Annotated in this window: 17 protein-coding genes; 5 read left to right on the forward strand and 12 right to left on the reverse strand. The window is 30.0% G+C overall.

Annotated features, from left to right (window positions below; all coding sequences use genetic code 11):
* Window position 1: 1 nt before the first annotated feature.
* The 7 genes from ABIN17_00335 to ABIN17_00365 all read right to left on the reverse strand — a co-directional run bounded on the left by ABIN17_00335 (window position 2) and on the right by ABIN17_00365 (window position 6,690).
* Window positions 2–868: a hypothetical protein gene (locus ABIN17_00335; protein ID MEO0283507.1), complete on the reverse strand. Its 867-nt coding sequence runs from the start codon at window positions 866–868 to the stop codon at window positions 2–4.
* Window positions 865–1,860 (reverse strand): M20/M25/M40 family metallo-hydrolase, encoded by a 996-nt coding sequence (locus ABIN17_00340; protein ID MEO0283508.1) that lies wholly within the window; start codon window positions 1,858–1,860, stop codon window positions 865–867. Before ABIN17_00340 ends, ABIN17_00335 begins: the two co-directional genes overlap by 4 nt.
* Window positions 1,857–2,651, reverse strand: a complete 795-nt coding sequence (locus ABIN17_00345) for a ParB/RepB/Spo0J family partition protein (protein MEO0283509.1) — start codon at window positions 2,649–2,651, stop codon at window positions 1,857–1,859. The genes ABIN17_00340 and ABIN17_00345 overlap by 4 nt, the downstream gene beginning before the upstream one ends.
* On the reverse strand, window positions 2,611–3,369 hold the full coding sequence (locus ABIN17_00350) for a ParA family protein (protein ID MEO0283510.1): 759 nt from the start codon (window positions 3,367–3,369) through the stop codon (window positions 2,611–2,613). The genes ABIN17_00345 and ABIN17_00350 overlap by 41 nt, the downstream gene beginning before the upstream one ends.
* The gene (gene hutU / locus ABIN17_00355; GenBank protein MEO0283511.1) at window positions 3,366–5,027 is read right to left on the reverse strand and encodes a urocanate hydratase; all 1,662 of its coding nucleotides are present in this window, start codon (window positions 5,025–5,027) and stop codon (window positions 3,366–3,368) included. Before hutU ends, ABIN17_00350 begins: the two co-directional genes overlap by 4 nt.
* A 107-nt stretch (window positions 5,028–5,134) precedes the next feature.
* A complete protein-coding gene (locus ABIN17_00360; GenBank protein ID MEO0283512.1) occupies window positions 5,135–6,118 on the reverse strand; it encodes a M48 family metallopeptidase in 984 nt (327 codons plus the stop codon).
* Between the two features lie 5 nt (window positions 6,119–6,123).
* Window positions 6,124–6,690, reverse strand: coding sequence for a LemA family protein (locus tag ABIN17_00365; GenBank protein ID MEO0283513.1), 567 nt, complete (start codon window positions 6,688–6,690; stop codon window positions 6,124–6,126).
* Window positions 6,691–6,811: 121 nt separating this feature from the next.
* Between ABIN17_00365 and ABIN17_00370 the strand changes: the two genes are divergently transcribed.
* The 5 genes from ABIN17_00370 to ABIN17_00390 are packed head-to-tail and all read left to right on the forward strand — an operon-like array spanning window position 6,812 to window position 12,138.
* Window positions 6,812–7,558 (forward strand): hypothetical protein, encoded by a 747-nt coding sequence (locus ABIN17_00370; GenBank protein ID MEO0283514.1) that lies wholly within the window; start codon window positions 6,812–6,814, stop codon window positions 7,556–7,558.
* Complete coding sequence (locus ABIN17_00375; GenBank protein ID MEO0283515.1) at window positions 7,555–8,049, forward strand: HIT domain-containing protein; 495 nt, start codon at window positions 7,555–7,557, stop codon at window positions 8,047–8,049. The genes ABIN17_00370 and ABIN17_00375 overlap by 4 nt, the downstream gene beginning before the upstream one ends.
* A complete protein-coding gene (locus tag ABIN17_00380; GenBank protein MEO0283516.1) occupies window positions 8,030–9,040 on the forward strand; it encodes a PfkB family carbohydrate kinase in 1,011 nt (336 codons plus the stop codon). The genes ABIN17_00375 and ABIN17_00380 overlap by 20 nt, the downstream gene beginning before the upstream one ends.
* Complete coding sequence (locus tag ABIN17_00385) at window positions 9,037–10,350, forward strand: sigma-54 dependent transcriptional regulator (protein MEO0283517.1); 1,314 nt, start codon at window positions 9,037–9,039, stop codon at window positions 10,348–10,350. Before ABIN17_00380 ends, ABIN17_00385 begins: the two co-directional genes overlap by 4 nt.
* Window positions 10,351–12,138 (forward strand): ABC transporter ATP-binding protein, encoded by a 1,788-nt coding sequence (locus ABIN17_00390; protein MEO0283518.1) that lies wholly within the window; start codon window positions 10,351–10,353, stop codon window positions 12,136–12,138. It abuts the gene before it with no gap.
* A gap of 4 nt (window positions 12,139–12,142) precedes the next feature.
* Here ABIN17_00390 and ABIN17_00395 read toward each other — a convergent pair whose 3' ends face one another.
* From ABIN17_00395 to ABIN17_00415, 5 genes are read right to left on the reverse strand one after another with little or no spacing between them, the layout of a single operon-like run.
* On the reverse strand, window positions 12,143–13,525 hold the full coding sequence (locus tag ABIN17_00395; GenBank protein MEO0283519.1) for an amidohydrolase family protein: 1,383 nt from the start codon (window positions 13,523–13,525) through the stop codon (window positions 12,143–12,145).
* Entirely contained in the window at window positions 13,522–14,655 is a 1,134-nt protein-coding gene (locus ABIN17_00400) for a hypothetical protein (GenBank protein ID MEO0283520.1), read from the reverse strand. Before ABIN17_00400 ends, ABIN17_00395 begins: the two co-directional genes overlap by 4 nt.
* Window positions 14,656–14,665: 10 nt before the next feature.
* On the reverse strand, window positions 14,666–15,403 hold the full coding sequence (locus ABIN17_00405) for a slipin family protein (protein MEO0283521.1): 738 nt from the start codon (window positions 15,401–15,403) through the stop codon (window positions 14,666–14,668).
* Window positions 15,404–15,455: 52 nt separating this feature from the next.
* Window positions 15,456–16,697, reverse strand: coding sequence for a nodulation protein NfeD (locus ABIN17_00410; protein ID MEO0283522.1), 1,242 nt, complete (start codon window positions 16,695–16,697; stop codon window positions 15,456–15,458).
* On the reverse strand, window positions 16,690–17,676 hold the full coding sequence (locus ABIN17_00415) for an AAA family ATPase (GenBank protein ID MEO0283523.1): 987 nt from the start codon (window positions 17,674–17,676) through the stop codon (window positions 16,690–16,692). Before ABIN17_00415 ends, ABIN17_00410 begins: the two co-directional genes overlap by 8 nt.
* Window positions 17,677–17,694: the final 18 nt, after the last annotated feature.

Below are 17,694 nucleotides of genomic sequence, written 5' to 3' on the forward strand. Positions count from 1 at the left end.
ATCAAAAGTTTATTTTTAAGCTAAAAGAATTTATATCTTCAAATTTATCTGAAGGTCTATAGGAATAAACAAAATTCACAAATTTTTTTATTTTCAATTCAAATCCAGTTCCAAAATTAGAAATATCATCCTTTTTACCAATTCCTAAAAATAATTTTATAAAATTTTTTAAATCTTTTTCCACAGAAATATGGTATCCATTATAAAAGTTTTTATTTCCCCACAAACCCTTTCTATAGGTAATATTTAATTCTAAATCAAATTTTTTTGAATAATTAATAATTTTAACATCAGAATAAGTTGGAATCCTTATATACTCTTCACTGTAAGAGGGTTTTGTTCCAAGATTATTTAAGGATATTTCAATTTTTGGATTTTTTAAAATATTTATAAATAAGTTAAAATTCAGAGTAAAATTTTCTGCATTACTATTTAAAAATTTTTCCTCATTGTAAAAAATGGAAATAAAAAAGGGAAAATTTTTTGAAAAGAAAAAACTTTTAGTAAATCCAAGAGATATACCAAAAGGATTATAAGTTAGAAGAGGTTCTTTTGAGGGAAATTCATAAAATTCAAACTTACCGTAGTCAAAAAATTTAAAAGTTAATATTAATTTCAAGCTTTCATAATAAATACTGATTTTGTTGATTTTAGAACCTGCAATCCATTTAAGGTAATTAAAATTAATGTAGGATTTTCTTTCTAAAAAATCTAATAAATTTTTTCTTTTATATTCAAAAAAATTTTTTTCAAAAATAAAATAAGGCTCATCCTTTAACATAATATCTTCGTAAGGCGAGTAGGGGAGGAATAAATGCTGGAAACCGAAAGATGATATATATGTGAATAGCAATAATTTTAAAATCAAGAAAGTTCCTCCTTTATGTAGTAAATTAAAAGTTTCTTTGTTCTCAAAAGGTCTCTTATATCAAGAAGTTCATTTGGTGAATGCATATATCTTAGAGGAATTGAAACAAGACCAGATGGAACACCACCATCCCTTACAAAGAAATTGTCAAGATCAGTCCCGGTATAACTTTCTATTACTTCAATTTGAAAAGGAATTTCCTCTTTTTTAGCTATTTTTATAAGTTTTTCAGAGATTTTTCCTGTTATAAAAGGACCTTTTGCTATTACAGGTCCTTTATTGAGTTCAATCTCTGTATCTTCATCCAATTTAGCTCTTGCAAAAGTTACATCCAGACATATTGCTTCATGTGGCTCAAATTTTTTTGTAATCAGAGAGGCTCCCAATCCACTTATTTCCTCCTGAACAGAAAAATACAAAATAATTTCTCCTTTAAAATTCATATCCTTTAATTCCCTGGCTAAATCAAGAAGAACACTTGCAGAAGCCCTATTATCAAAAGATCTTCCTGCACAAATATTTTCACTCAATTCTTTAAATTCTGATGAAAACAAAACAGGTTCACCAGGTTTTACAGCGGTTTCTTCTGGAGTCAAAAGTCCCAAATCTATGTATAGATAATCCTTTTTGTCTTTTTCTTTTATATGAGGAGGTGTCATTCCAATTATTCCCTTAAATTTCCCTTTTTCTGTAATTAGAATTACTTCCTTACCTTTTAAAATCTTTTTATCAGCCATCCTTGTATCTATTAGGATATAGTTTTTGTCAATTTTAGTTACATAAAGCAGAATCTGGTCAATATGTGCTGTTAATAGAAGCTTTTTACCATTTTCCTTTTTAAGTCTTCCTGCAACATTTCCAAAATAATCAATTTCTGTTATAAATCCATTTTCTTTAAGGTATTTTTCTATAAATAAGGAAAGTTCTCTTTCTCTACCACTTGGAGCATCAAATTTTGTAAGTTCCTTTAGTAAATTTTTAATATCCTTCATTTCAAAAGTTCTTCGATTAAAAATTCAAACTCCTTTTCATCTTTAAATATAAACTCAATTTTTCCTTTTTTTCCTTTATAATGAATTTTTACCTCAACTCCCCATTTTTTTCTTAAAAGCTCTTCTTCTTTTGAAAAATCTATTTTTATTTTTTTACTTAATTTTTTTTCAATTTCTCTAACTGGAATTTTTTTTCTTATTATTTCTTCTGCAAGTTTTATCATCTCTTCTTCATCCTTTAAACTCAAAAGGACTCTTGCATGTCCTTCTGAGAGTTCTCCTTTTTCTATATTTTCCTTTATCACAGAAGGAAGTTTAAGTAGTCTTAAAAGGTTAGTTACATATACTCTTGATTTTCCAATTTTTTTTGCCACTTCTTCATGAGTTAAGTTAAAATCATCAATTAGTCTTTTAATTGCAATAGCCTCTTCAATGGGATTTAGATTTTCTCTTTGTATGTTTTCAATTATAGAAATTTCAGCTGCTTCAGTATCACTTACTTCTTTAACTATACATGGAATTTCCATTAATCCTGCCTCTTTCGCAGCAAGAAATCTTCTGTGTCCTGCTATTATTTCATATCCCTCATTGATAGGTCTTACAATCACTGGTTCAATTATTCCCTTTTCCTTTATTGACTCCACAAGATCCTTTAGAGTTTCAGGTGTTATTTTTCTTCTCATCTGAAATTTTGATTCTTTAATATTTATAATAGGGATTTTTATTATTTCTTCCCGCTTTGAAAGAAGTTCATTCAAGGTGCGACCCAAGGGGTTCCTTTTCTCTTTCAAGTTTTAGCACCTCCTTTGCAAAATTTAAATAGCTTTCTGCACCTATTGAATTTCTATCATATTCAAAAATTGTTTTCCCAAAAGAGGGAGCTTCTGCCAATCTCACATTTCTTGGTATTACTGTTTTAAAAACTTTGTCACCGAAAGAGTTTCTTAGTTCTTTTTCAATATGTTTTGAAAGTAAAAGTCTTGAATCATACATTGTTATAATAAAACCCATTACTGAAATAAGAGGGTTATAATTTGCCTTTACATATTTTATAGTACTTAGAAGGGAGACAAGCCCTTCCAGAGCAAAATATTCACTTTGAACAGGTATTATAACTTTATCACTTATTGATAAGGCAAATATAGATAGATCCCCAAGTGAGGGAGGTGTATCTATGAAAACATAATCAAAATCAAAAGATTTAAGTGATTTATGGAAACTTTTTGCTTTTTCTTTTTCAAAGATTAAACTATTTTTACCAGTCGATGGAAGAATAAAGAGATTATTTCTTTCTATTATTATATCCTCAATTTTCCCCCCCTCATTTAAAATTTCAAATATTCCCTTTTTAAAATTTTTTAATCCAAGTCCACTTGTTAAATTTGCCTGAATATCAAAATCTATTAAAAGAACTTTCTTTTTTAAAATAGATAAAGCACTTCCCAAATTTATACATGTAGTTGTCTTACCAACTCCTCCTTTCTGATTACACAGTGATATTATTTTCACTCTTCCTCCCTTAACATTGGTATTTTGATTTTCTTTTCCTTTGCTATTTTAATTGCTGTTTCATAACCTGCATCTGCATGTCTTACAATACCCAACCCTGGATCATTTGTTAAAACTCTCTCCAGTTTTTGATCTGAAAGTTTTGAACCATCTGCAACAATTACCTGTCCTGCATGAATAGAGTAACCTATTCCAACTCCTCCTCCATGATGAAGGGAAACCCATGAGGCACCTGAAGCTGTATTTAAAAGTGCATTTAAAACAGGCCAATCAGCAATAGCATCTGAACCGTCTTTCATTCCTTCTGTTTCTCTATTGGGTGAAGCAACAGAACCAGCATCAAGGTGATCCCTTCCTATTACTATAGGAGCTTTTAATTTTCCGTCCCTGACAAGTTTGTTAAAAAGAAGACCAGCTTTATCCCTTTCACCGTAACCAAGCCAGCAAATTCTTGCTGGTAATCCCTGAAAAGGCACTTTTTCCTCTGCTAATTTTATCCATCTTCTTAATGATTCATTTTCAGGAAAAAGTTTAAGAACCTCTCTATCTGTCAAATATATATCTTCTGGGTCACCTGATAGTGCAACCCATCTAAAGGGTCCCTTTCCTTCGCAGAATAATGGTCTTATATATTCAAGAACAAAACCAGGAACTTTAAAAGCATCCTCAACTCCTGCCTCTTTTGCTCTTCCTCTTATGTTGTTTCCATAATCAAAGGCAACTGCCCCTTGCTTTTGCATTTCAAGAATTGCTTCCATGTGCCTTGCAATTGATTCATAAGACCTTTTTAAATATTCCTCTGGATTCTTTCTTCTCAATTCAAGAGCTTCTTCTAAAGTCATTCTTCCAGGAACATAACCATTTAATGGGTCATGTGCTGAAGTCTGATCAGTTACCACATCAGGGATTATTCCCCTTCTTACAAGTTCAGGATGAATGTCTGAAGCATTCCCAACAAGTCCAATTGACCTTGGAATTTTTTTCTTTATTGCTTCATCCACAAGTTTTAAGGCTTCATCAAGATTATAAACCATAAATTCACAGAACCCCTGTTTTAACCTTCTTTCAATTTTCTTAGGTTCAACTTCTACATCAAGAATAACTCCCTCATTCATTGTTACTGCAAGTGGTTGAGCACCCGACATACCACCCATACCAGCAGTTAAAACAAATTTCCCCCTTAGAGAAGAACCAAAATGTTTTCTTGCACAGGCTGCAAATGTTTCATAGGTACCCTGAATTATTCCCTGAGTTCCTATATATATCCAGGAACCTGCTGTCATCTGACCGAACATTATTAAACCTTTTGCTTCAAGCATTGCAAAATAATCCTCTCTTGCCCATTTTGGAACAAGAAGGGAATTAGCAATTAAAACTCTTGGAGCCCATTCATGTGTTTTAAAAACTCCAACCGGTTTTCCTGATTGAATTAAAAGGGTTTCATCATTTTCAAGTTCTAAAAGTTCCCTTACAATCATATTAAAGGATTCCCAGTTTCTTGCAGCTTTTCCTGTTCCTCCATAAACAATTAATTTTTCAGGATTTTCTGCAACTTCCGGGTCAACATTGTTCATAAGCATTCTTATAGCAGCTTCCTGTACCCAGTCTTTTGCATTTAGTTTATCTCCTCTTGGAGCTCTAATTTTTCCAGGTTCCATTTTGAATAATTCAATTATTTTTTTCTTCATTTTAAGGCAAATTTTAAATAAGGGCTTTGGACCCTTCCCTTATTATTATAAAGAAAATTTAATAATGATTTCTTTAATTAAAACACTCCTGCCATTTCTTTTAAAACTTTTATTCTTTTCTCTATAGGTGGGTGAGTTGACATAAGGTCAGCAAAAAAATTCTCCATTTCACCAAATTTTGATTTTAAAGGATTAACTATACACATATGGGAAACTCCTTTCATTTTCCATTGAAAGGGGTTTTGTAAAGAGGCAATTTTTTCAAGGGCTTTCGCAAGAGAAAGAGGGTTCCTTGTTAGTTCAGCAGAACTCGCATCTGCTAAATATTCCCTTGACCTTGATATAGAAAAAAATACAAGCCTTGCAAATAAGGGTCCAAGAATTGAAAGAATCAAAAGAAGAATAAGGAGTATAAGAGTAATTGTCCCTCCCTTTAAACCTATTCTACTTCTGGTTTCTCTTCTTTTTGAGGTTCTACTATCAGTAAAAAATTGATATCTCAAAAAACGATTTGCAAGATCAGATAACAAAAGGATTACACCAACAAGTGTGGCAGCTACGGTCATAACAAGAATATCTCTGTTTCTTATATGAGCCATTTCATGACCTATTACTCCTTGCAGTTCTTCTCTGTTAAGAAGATTAAGTAACCCTTTTGTTACTACAATAGAGGAGTTTTCAGGATTCTTTCCTGTTGCAAAGGCATTAGGAATATCTGTATCAAGAATGTAGACTTTTGGCATGGGAAGTCCAGAGGCAATTTTCATTTCCTCCACTACATTTAAAAGCATTTTTTCCTTCAAATCATTTAAGTTTAGTTTTCTGACTCCTATAGTTTTTAAAAGGATTTTGTCTCCAAAATTATAGGAAATATAGGAATTTATAGAAGATAAAAGAAAGGCAAAAATTGTAAAAAAGGGAATTTTTGAATAATCAGGAAAACCGGCATAAAAAAAATCTATTAGAAATCCAAAAAAAGTAGCAAAGAAGATAAATAAAAATATTAAAATTTTAGTTTTCCTTATGTTTTTTTCCTGTATATCATAAAAACTTTTTCCCATTTTAATTAAAATTCAAGATTCACTCTCGGTGCCTCCTTTTCTTCTCCTTTAATTTCAAAGAAATCATAGGGTTTAAAATTGAAAATTCCTGCAATTATATTATTGGGGAAAACCTGAATTTCTGTGTTATACCTCATAACAGAATCATTAAAATGCTGTCTTGCAAAGGCAATATTATTTTCTGTATGTGTTAATTCTTCTTGGAGTTTTAAAACATTTTCATTTGCCTTTAATTCAGGATAATTTTCAAAAAGTGCAAAAAGTCTTGTTAGAACACCCCCAAGTTCTCCTTCTGCTTCCGCTATTTTTCTTATATCTCCTGTTCCTGATGCTGAAACAGCTTTTGCTCTTGCCTCTATAACCTTCTGAAGGGTTTCCTGTTCATACTTCATATAACCTTTAACAGCATTAACAAGATTAGGTATCAAGTCGTGTCTTCTTTTTAATTGAACATCAATTTGAGACCAAGCATTTTGAACTCTCAGTTTAAGCTTTACAAGGTTGTTATAAATTCCTATGAAGAAGAAAACAAAAAATATTAAAACTATTAAAAAAATTATAAAGGGAAACACTCTATTTACCTCCTTTTAAAAAGTGTTAGAACCTCTTTTATTTTACAATCTCTGGTTTGAAAAATTCAAGGAAAATTTAATATTATTAAATATTAAACTAGTTTTAAAAAAGGAGAAAAAATTGGGTTTTGATATTGAAACCTTGGAAAAAATTCTGGTTTTACAAGAAGTTGACAGGGTTATTTTTTCCTATAAGGATAGGTTAAAAAAATTACCCTCTATAATTGAAAAGAAAAAAAAGGAAATATCTGAAATAGAGGGAAGGATTAAAAAAGAAGAAGAAGAAATAAAAATAATGGAAAAGGAAATTAAGGGTTTATATCTTGATCTTGAGGATATAGAAGAAAATATTAAAAAATTTGAAAGGGATCTGTTTTCAGTTAAAACTAACGAAGAGTATAGAGCTCTCCAGAGTGAAATTGAATTTTCAAAAAGAAGAAAAATGGAGCTTGAAGAAGAAATTTTACAAAGGGAAGAAAAATTGGAACAGAAGAAAAAATTATTTATTGATTTTAAAAATAAAGTAAAAAATGAAGTTGAGAAAGAAAAGGAAAATTTAAGAAAACTGGAAGAAGAATTAACAGAAATTCCAAAGAAAATTGAAGAAGCTGAAGATTTAAGATTGAGAAAAAAAATATTGATTGATAAAAAAGTCCTTGAAGTTTACGAGAGAATTTTAAGTGGAAGGGGTTATCCTGCTGTTTGTGAAGTTGAGATAAAGGATGAGGGAAATGATAAAAAGTTTTATTGTTCAGGATGCAGTTCTCAGATCCCATTTTTCACTATTGATGAGATGATGAGAAAAGGGGAAACAGGAGTTTGTCATTATTGTGGAAGGATAATTTACATTAAAAAGGACAAATTATGAAAAAATTATGGGCACCCTGGAGAATCCAATATATAAAAACCCTTGAAAAAGAAAAAGGGTGTATTTTCTGTATTAAACCAAAAGAAAAAAGAGACGAAGAAAATTTTATTTTAAAAAGGGGAAAAAAGTGTTTTATAATTCTTAACAAATTTCCTTACAATTCAGGTCACCTTATGATAGCTCCTTACAGACATACAGGTAAGATTGAAAATTTGAAGGATGAGGAAAGCCTGGAAATTTTTAACTTTTTAAAACTCTCAATAAAAGCTTTAAAAAAGTCAATTAAACCACATGGTTTTAATATAGGAATAAATATTGGGAAAATAGCAGGTGCAGGCTACCCAGGTCATGTTCATCTTCATGTTGTTCCAAGATGGGGTGGAGATACAAATTTTATGCCAGTGATAGGTGAAACTAAGATAATTCCAGAAGAGATAGAGAGAACCTTTAAAATTCTTTATCCTTTTTTTAATGAAGAAAATAAAGGATAGATTAATAAGTATCATAAAAAATTTCAAAGGAAAAAAAATCAAAGTAATAGGTGATATAATTCTGGATGAATATATTTTTGGTGATGTCGATAGAATTTCACCAGAAGCTCCTGTTCCTGTAGTCCTTGTAAAGAGTAAAAAGTATAATCTCGGAGGAGCTGCAAATGTTGCATGGAATATAAAAGCTCTTAAGGGAGAACCAGAACTTTTTGGTGTTATTGGAGATGATTATTCTTCAAAAATTCTTCTTGATATAATGGAAGAAAAAGGTATTAAAAAAGATGGAATTATTAAGGTGAATTCAAGACCCACTACAAGAAAAACAAGAGTGATAGGACAAAATCAGCAGATAGTTAGAATTGATGAGGAAATAACTGAACCTATAAAAGTTTCTCAAAGGAAAAGAATAATTGAGAAAATTCTGGAAAATGATAATTTTTCTGCTTTTATTTTTGAAGATTATGAAAAAGGAACAATTACAAGGGAATTGATAAGTGAAATAAAAAAAAGAAATAAAGGGAAAATTTTAACCTGTGATCCCAAAAAACATAATTTTAATTTTTACAAAAATATCACAGTCTTAAAACCAAACAGAAAAGAATTAGAATTTGTTTCTAAAAGAGAACTAAAAAATGAAAATGATATGGTAAAAGAAATTGATAAACTTTCAAGAAAACTATCTATTCCAATAATACTTTTAACTCTTGGTGAAAAAGGAATGATTTTAAAATTTGATAATAATATATATAAAATTCCTTCCCTTGAGGTTGAAGTTTATGATGTTACAGGTGCTGGTGATACTGTTATAGCATCTTACACACTTTCCCTTCTTTCAGGGGCTAATCCACTTGAGGCTGCCATAATATCAACGATAGCTGCTGGTATTGAAGTTACAAAACTTGGTGCTTCTGCTGTATTCCCTGAAGAATTAATTGAAATGGTTGAAAAAAAATCAGATGAGATTTTTGAAGGAACGAAAAAAATAAGATGAAAATTTTAATTATAGAAGATGATGAGATTCAAGGTAGAAATTTAGAATCAATTTTAAGAGAAAAGGGGTTTAAGGTTAAATTTGTGAAGGATGTTCCAAATGCCCTTTATTTTTTCAGAAGGGGTTATAAAACTATTTTACTTGACCTTAAAATGCCTGAAATAGATGGAATTGAACTAATGAAAAAGATGAAAAAAGAAGGGGAAGGAAAATTTTTAATTATTACTGCTCATGGAACAATTGAGTCAGCTGTTAATGCTTTAAAAGAAGGTGCTCTTGATTATTTAACAAAGCCTCTTGATATAGAAAAACTCATTAATATATTAAAACAGCTTGAAGAAAGAGAAAAACTTGAGGATGAGTTAGAGTATTTAAGAGAAGAGATCAAAAAATTTAAAGGGGAAGAATTTATCATTGTCAATGAGAATGTGAAAAAAATATTTATTGATGCTGAAAAAGTAGCAGAAACAGATGCTACTATTTTAATAAGAGGGGAAAGTGGAGTTGGAAAGGAAGTTCTTGCAAAATATATACATAAAAAAAGTGGTAGAAAAGGAAATTTTGTTGCAATATCTTGCACTGCCATACCTTCTGAACTTCTTGAGGCAGAACTTTTTGGGTATGAAAAAGGTGCTTTTACAGGTGCAGAAAAGTCTAAAAAAGGAAAATTTGAACTGGCAGATGAAGGGACTTTATTTCTTGATGAAATCGGTGATTTACCTTTAAATCTTCAAGCAAAATTGTTAAGATTTTTGCAGGAAAAACAGATTGAAAGACTCGGTTCTCTTGAAAGAGTAGATATTAACACAAGAATTATCTGTGCAACAAATAAAGACCTTGAAAAAATGGTGAGGGAAAAACTCTTTAGGGAAGATTTATATTACCGAATAAATGTTATAAGTTTTTATATACCTCCTTTAAGGGAAAGAAAAGATGAGATTTTACCTTTGATGGAATATTATCTTGAAAAATTTTCTGAAAAGTATCATTTAAAAAAACCAATTCTTTCTGATAAAATAAAAAGGAAATTTATGAATTATTCTTTTCCAGGTAATGTAAGAGAACTTATAAATTTAGCAGAAAGGCTTGTTTTGTTAAGACAGGGTGAAGTTATAGAATATATACCTGAAATAGAAAAAGAAGAGGATTATGATACTTTAAATCTTTACGAATTAGAAAAGAGACATATTGAAAAGGTTTTGAAGATGACAAAAGGTAAATTGAGTAAGGCTGCAGAATTGCTGGGTGTTCACAGGAATACTCTTAGGGAAAAATTAAAAAAATATGGGATAAAGTTTGAGGAAAATTAGATGAAAATTTATATAAAATTGTTTAATTTTTTTAAATCTCACTTGATAATTTTATTTCTCACAATTTTAACAACAATTTTATTTTCTCTTGTAAATGGAATTTCCCTTACAATGATTCCTCCCTTTTTACATATAATATTTGGTGGAGAAATAAAATCACAGAGTTTTTTTATAGATAGATTTTTATATTTAGTTGAAAAGCTTCTTATTGCCGATAGTAAAATTGAGTCAATTAAGAGATTATGTTTTTTTCTAATTATAATATTTGGGATTAAATCACTTTTTGGATATTTATCAAAATTTTTGTCATTTATGTTTCAAGAGATAATTTCAAGAGATTTAAGAAACGCACTTTTTTCCAAGTTTTTGAATTTACCACTTTTATACTTTTCAAAAGAAAAAACAGGTTCCCTTGTTTCAAGATTTACTCATGATTTAACCATTGTTAGATATGCCTTATCAGAGGGATTAATTCAGTTTTTAAGAGAGTTTATGAATGTTTTAGTTTACCTTATTGTTGCCTTTTGGGCTTCTCCCTTACTTACTTTAATTTCCTTTATTATTTTGCCTTTTGCCTTTATTTTTATACAGGTTTCCTCAAAAGTTTTAAGGAGAAGAGCAAAAAGGGCACAGGAGAGAATGGGTGAAATTGGTTCAAGGGCTCAAGAAATTCTCATGAATTTAAAGATTGTAAAGTCTTTTGTTAGAAAAAAAGATGAAATAGAAAAGTTTAAAAATGAAACTGATAAGTTTTATAGAGCCCATTTAAAATATGAAAATCTTTCAATATTAACTCCCCATCTAACAGAATTTGTTGGCGCAATAATGGCTTCTTTTTTGCTATACCTCGGAGGCGTTTTTATTTTTAGATACAGCCTTTTAACACCTGATAAATTTTTTGTTTTTTTAGCTTCGGCACTTTCAATGCTTCAACCTCTAAAAGGTTTAACACTTTCTTATTCAAATTTGCAGCAGGGAATAACAGCTCTTGAAAGAACTTTCAACATACTGAAAGAAAAAGAAGAAAAAGGGGGCTCCATACAATTTAAAAAGTTAGAAAGAGGAATAGAATTTAAAAATGTGTCGTTTTTTTATGAAAAAGAAAGGTGGGTTTTGAGAAATATAAATTTATTTCTTGAAAAGGGTAAAGTTTATGCTTTTGTTGGACCATCAGGAGCAGGGAAATCAACTCTTTTATCCCTTTTATTAAGATTTTATGATCCTCAGGAGGGTGAAATTTTCATAGATGGAATAAACCTTAAAAATTTTGACCTTGATTCTTTAAGGAGTAAAATTGGTTTTGTTAGTCAAGAACCCAAGTTATTTTCAGGAACTGTAAAAGAAAACATACTCTATGGGAATCCTGATGCTAAGGAAGAAGACCTTGAAAGAGCAATAAAATTTGCTGCTTTGGAGGAATTGACATCAAGATTACCTCAGGGCTTAAATACTGATATAAAAGAACTTGGAAAAGCTCTTTCAGGTGGTGAAAAACAGAGGATATCAATAGCGAGAGTTTTTATTAAGAATCCTGAAATTTTAATTCTTGATGAATTTACATCACAGCTTGATGCTCGTTCTGAACATTTTGTAAGAGAGGCCATTTATAATCTCTTCAAAGAAAGAACAAGTCTTGTAATTGCTCACAGATTATCAACTGTTTTAAAGGCAGATGAAATTATTTTAATGGATCAGGGAAGGATTATTGATAGGGGAAAACATGATGATTTGTTAAAAAGGTCTGAACTTTATTCAAAACTATACAGACTTCAATTTGAAAAAGTTTGAGTATTTATTTAACTTCCCCATCTATTATTACTTTTTCAATTTTTTTGTTCTTTAAAATAACAATATCAGCAAAGTAATTTTCTTTAATTTTTCCTAAACAATTTTCATCGAATGATAAAAAGGCGCTACCCTGTGTATAAATTTTTAAAGCCTCATAGAAATCAATTCTTTCTTTTTTAGAAGGATGGTTAATAGCACCCTCAATTCCGTAAAGGGGTGAAAGGGGCATACAGTCTGAACCAAATCCAACTTTTATTTTCTTTTCAATTATTGTTTTTATAGGATTCATTTTATAAATCCATTCTTTACCTAATTTTTCCTCATACATTCCCCCTTCAAACTGCCAGTTCTTTATAAAGTTGGGTTGAATTGAAAGTGTAAATCCCATTTTTTTTATTTCATTTAAACTTTTCTCATCAATCATTTCCGCATGTTCTATTCTATGTCTTAAATCTGTTTTTTTTATGATTTCTTTACTCCAATTGATAACATTTTTTATAGCTCTATCACCAATTGCATGGATTGCAAGTTGTAAGTTTTTATCCTCACATATTTTTAGTATTTTTTGAAATTCTTTTTTTGAAATTAGCATCTGCCCACTTTTTCTATCTCCCCTGTAATTAAAACTTAACTTTGCTTTTTTTGAACCTATGGAACCATCTGTAAAAATTTTAATTCCACAGAATTTAAAATAATCGTCTCCAAATCCCTTTAATATTCCTATTTTTTCAATTTCCTTAATTAAGTTGTAAGGTGCGTAATACCTGATTCTGATTTTTAATTTATTTTTTTCCTTTAATTTAAGAAAATAAAAAAATCCTTTTCTTCCTACCATTTCGTGGCTCGTAGTTATTCCATTTCTAATTGCCTTTTCAATTGCTATTTCAAGGGAATTTAAAAAGATTTCTTCAGGTATTGGTAGTAAGGAAAAAATCCTTAATGGCACAAATTCCTTCATTATCCCTGTTTCTTTTTCAACTCCTTTAAAATTCTTAAATTTTTCAAGACCTCTTGTATTAGTAACTGCAAGATGTCCGCATATTCTTCTGAAAATAACGGGTTTATCCTTTGAAATTTTATCAAGCTCTTTTTTTGTTGGAAGTTTTTTTTCTTTCCATTTTGATTCGTCAAAGTTGAGTGCTAAAATAAAGGGCAAATCTCTATGATGGAATTCAAGTACCTTTTGAATTGCCTCCTCAAGGGAAGAAGTTTCATATAAATTAGGAAAAAAAGAAGAGAGACCTTCATGGATTAAATGGGTATGTGTATCAATAAATCCTGGTATTATTAGTCTTTCTTCTTTATCTCCAATTTTTTCTTTTTCAATAACCTTTTTTATAAATTTTTTCTCAATTACAATCTCTTTTGAATTATCCTTTAATATCATGATTTATATTTTTTATACATATTTTTTATAAGTTCAATATATTCTTCCTCTATTTTAATATTTCTTCTTTCCATCATTTTACTTGCAACTTTGATTGCTTTTTCAAGATTATATTCTGCTTTTATATCATCTCCCCACCAAGTAAAGGGTTTAATAAACCCTTTAAAATTTAGACCCCCGTAAAGGTTACAGAATGGCATTATAACTGTTCCTGTTGATATTAAAGTGCCTATTCCTGTTTGCACATGGTCACCTATGAAAGAACCAAGTTTAATTTTTTTAGTATTAATTTTCTCATCCTCTCTTATATTTACTTTTATCTCAGAATATGTATTTTTTAAATCACTTGTTGTAGTGAGTGCACCAAGATTAACCCATTTTCCAATAACAGAGTGGCCAACATATCCTTCATGAGCTTTATTTGAAAATCCATAAAAAATTGATGAATCAATTTCCCCTCCTAGTCTTAAAACATCCTTCAGAAAGGAATTTTTTATGAAACTTCTATTTAGATGAACATCTTTTCCGATATATAGGGGGCCTTTAAGTGTTACAGGTGGTAATATATTTTTTATTTCCTCAATTATAATTGGACCTTCTTCCGTATCTATAAAAATTCCTTTCCTTATTTTTCCTTTTTTTAAATAGAAATTCTTTTTAATTTTTTTAAAACCTTTATCAAATTTTAGAACCATTTTAACAATTTTAGGGATTAAATAGGGAAGTTCATAGAATTTATCTATATATAGTCCTTCCACATTTTTTACATCTAAATTTTTATATTTTTCAAAATCAAAAGGTGCATTTATTATTCCACTTTTTATAAATACACCTACAATTTTTCCATTATTCTCAAGGAGTGCTTCTTTTTTTAAATCAGTTATTTTAAAAGGTATAAAAAGGGCGTCAAAAACAAATGAATTTTCTTTTATTTCAATAGAATCATATACATAGGGAGTGTATTTTTTTAATTTAAAAATAAGTTCCTTTCTTACAATAATAGTTGGTTTATAATATTTTATAATTTTTTCAAATAAGGGATTTAACTCAAAGGTAGAATTAATGTCAGTTAAAAAAAAGAAATTTTTAATCTGTTTTTCAGTTTCTACAAAAAAGATTTTTGAAGACAAATTTTCTAAATTATTCCTTCTTTAAAAAAGGTTTTAAAAGGTCAAGAGGTATCGGAAGCACAATTGTTGATGCCTTTTCTGTTGCTATTTCTGTAAGTGTTTGCAAAAATCTGAGCTGAATTGCAACAGGGCTTTCTTCTATTTTTCTTGCAGCATCTATAAGTTTCTGTGCAGCCTGGAATTCTCCTTCAGCAGAGATTATTTTTGCTCTTCTTTCCCTTTCAGCTTCAGCCTGTCTTGCCATTGCTCTCTGCATTTCCTGAGGTAAATCTATATGTTTTACTTCAACCATTGAAACTTTTATTCCCCAAGGATCTGTATGTTCATCAATTATTTGTTGAAGTCTTAAATTTATTTTTTCTCTTTCAGCGAGTAGTTCATCAAGTTCTGCCTGACCACACACACTTCTTAGAGTAGTTTGAGCTAACTGGCTTGTTGCATAAAGGTAATCCTCAACTTCAATTATTGCCTTTGCAGGTTCAACAACCCTGAAATAAACTACTGCATTCACTTTGACAGAGACATTATCCTTTGTTATGACATCCTGAGGGGGGACATCCATGGTAATTGTTCTAAGTGAAACTTTCACCATTTTATCAATCACAGGAATTAAAATTATAAGTCCTGGACCTTTAACAGCATGAAATTTTCCAAGTCTGAAGATAACTCCTCTTTCATATTCCCTTAAGATTCTTATCATTGAAGCAATAAGAAAAAGAACTAAAACTAAAATATAAATGTAAATCATAATTTTCTTTAAATTTTTTAAGAGGGGATAGAACCCATTTTTAAAATTTATTTTATTCTTTCTTTAATGGCTTAACAATAAGTTTTAGCCCATCAAATCCAACAACAACTATTTCCTCATCTTTTAAAATATCCTCTTCTGCTATTGCTTTCCATATCTCACCGTGAATAAATACTAATCCCTCCTTTCCCTTTATTATATTACTTTTAGCTTTACCCTTTTCACCTATCATACCCTCTTTCCCTGTAACAGTTTTTTTCCTCTGAGCTTGAACTGCTTTAAGAATAACGAAGAAGAAAAAGAGGAGTGTTGTTATTATAACAGTAACTATTGCAAATTTTGAAATTTTTAAAAAGGGAATATCAGTTTGAAAAAGTAAAAGAGAACCAAGCAACAAGGATAAAACACCTCCTGCTCCTAAAATTCCGTGGGATTGAACCTTTATTTCAAGTAAAAATAAAATCATTGAAAGAAGAATTAAAAGAACACCAGCATAATTAACAGGTAAGGTCTGAAAGGAATAAAAGGCTAAAATAAGGCATATTGCTCCTATAACACCAGGGAAAATTGCTCCAGGGTGTGTAATTTCAAAAAAAAGTCCATAAAAACCAAGTATTAAAAGTATATAGGCTACAGTTGGGTTGGATATTATCATTAAAATTCTTTCCCTCAACCCCATATCAATTTTTTTTATTTTTTTATCTTTTAATTCTATTTTCTTTTTTAAACCACCGATTTCCACTTCAAAACCCTCAATTTTTTTAAGTAGAGAGTCAATTGATTCCGCAACAATATCTATTACTTTTTTATTGAGTGCTTCTTCTGATGTAAGGGAGAGTGATTTTTTAACCATATTTTCAAGAATTTCTATATTCCTATTCCTTTTTGAGCCTATACTTTTAATATAGGAAACAGCATCATTTACAACCTTTTTTACCATTATAGAATCCATTTGACCTTGGATTGAAACAGGATGGGCTGCACCTATATTAGTTCCAGGTGACATTGCTGCAATATGTGCAGCTACTGTAATAAAAGCACCAGCAGATGCAGCCCTTGCACCTAATGGAAAAACATAAACACATACAGGAATTTTACTATCAAAAATTTTCTTTACTATTATTCTCATTGATTCGTCAAGACCACCTGGAGTATCAAGTTGTAAAATATAAATATCCGCTTCTTCTTTTTCTGCTTTCTCTATGCTTTTAACAACAAATTCAGCACCCGGTGGATTTATAATACCTTCGTATTTTGAAAGGTAAATTAATGAAAAGATTAAAAGATTAAACATTAACATATTTTTCCCACTTTACATGTTCTCTTATTTTATTGATTATATCCTCAACTTTAATATTATCAGCTTCTGCATAAAAGTTTAAAATTATTCTATGTCTTAAAACAGGTTCAATAAGGTAATTTATATCCTCTATTTCAACAGAAGGGGTTCCCTTTAAAATTGCTCTTGCTTTAGCACCGATAATTAAAAATTGAGAAGCCCTTGGTCCAGCACCATATCTCACATACCTTTTTACAAAATCTATTTCACTTGTTTCAGGTCTTGTTTCTCTTACAAGTCTTACTGCATATTTCAATATAAAATCTGGAACAGGAATTTTCTTAGCCATATTTTGAATTTCAATTATTTCTCTTTTTGTAAGTATCTTTTCATATTTTATTTCTTCCTTTTCTACAAGTTTTGCTATTTTTATTTCCTCTTCCTCAGATGGATAATTTATTCTTATCTCAAGCATAAATCTATCAAGTTGTGCTTCAGGAAGAGGATAAGTTCCCTCCTGTTCTATTGGGTTCTGTGTTGCAAGAACAAAAAAGGGCTCCTCCAGTTTATAAGTTGTTCCTGCAACAGTAACTCTTTTTTCCTGCATTGCTTCAAGAAGAGCAGATTGAGTCTTGGGTGGTGTTCTATTTATCTCATCAGCAAGTAGACAGTTTGTAAATATTGGACCCTTTACAAATTTAAATTCTCTTATCTTTGTTTCAGGATTTTCATATATCATCTCTGTTCCTGTGATATCAGAGGGCATGAGGTCAGGTGTAAACTGAACTCTTTTAAAATCAAGGTCAAGTAGTGAGGCTAAATTTTTAACTATCATCGTTTTTGCAAGTCCTGGAACCCCAACTATGAGAGCATGACCCCTTGCAATTAAAGTTATTAAAATTTTGTCTATTACTTCTTCCTGGCCAATTATACTTTTTGCAAGTTCCTTTTTTACATTAATAAATTTTTCCTTTATTTCAAGAATTTCTTTCATCTATCTATTATAAAGAAA

The organism is candidate division WOR-3 bacterium (genome assembly GCA_039803925.1).
GTDB lineage: Bacteria > Hydrothermota > Hydrothermia > Hydrothermales > JAJRUZ01 > JBCNVI01.

Coding starts and splice junctions, on each gene's coding strand:
- ABIN17_00375 (MEO0283515.1), top strand. CDS start 7,555: ATGAAAAAATTATGGGCACCCTGGAGAATCCAATATATAAAAACCCTT.
- ABIN17_00395 (MEO0283519.1), bottom strand. CDS start 13,525: ATGATATTAAAGGATAATTCAAAAGAGATTGTAATTGAGAAAAAATTT.
- ABIN17_00405 (MEO0283521.1), bottom strand. CDS start 15,403: ATGATTTACATTTATATTTTAGTTTTAGTTCTTTTTCTTATTGCTTCA.
- ABIN17_00410 (MEO0283522.1), bottom strand. CDS start 16,697: ATGTTTAATCTTTTAATCTTTTCATTAATTTACCTTTCAAAATACGAA.
- ABIN17_00415 (MEO0283523.1), bottom strand. CDS start 17,676: ATGAAAGAAATTCTTGAAATAAAGGAAAAATTTATTAATGTAAAAAAG.
- ABIN17_00360 (MEO0283512.1), bottom strand. CDS start 6,118: ATGGGAAAAAGTTTTTATGATATACAGGAAAAAAACATAAGGAAAACT.
- ABIN17_00390 (MEO0283518.1), top strand. CDS start 10,351: ATGAAAATTTATATAAAATTGTTTAATTTTTTTAAATCTCACTTGATA.
- ABIN17_00380 (MEO0283516.1), top strand. CDS start 8,030: ATGAAGAAAATAAAGGATAGATTAATAAGTATCATAAAAAATTTCAAA.
- ABIN17_00385 (MEO0283517.1), top strand. CDS start 9,037: ATGAAAATTTTAATTATAGAAGATGATGAGATTCAAGGTAGAAATTTA.
- ABIN17_00340 (MEO0283508.1), bottom strand. CDS start 1,860: ATGAAGGATATTAAAAATTTACTAAAGGAACTTACAAAATTTGATGCT.
- hutU (MEO0283511.1), bottom strand. CDS start 5,027: ATGGAACCTGGAAAAATTAGAGCTCCAAGAGGAGATAAACTAAATGCA.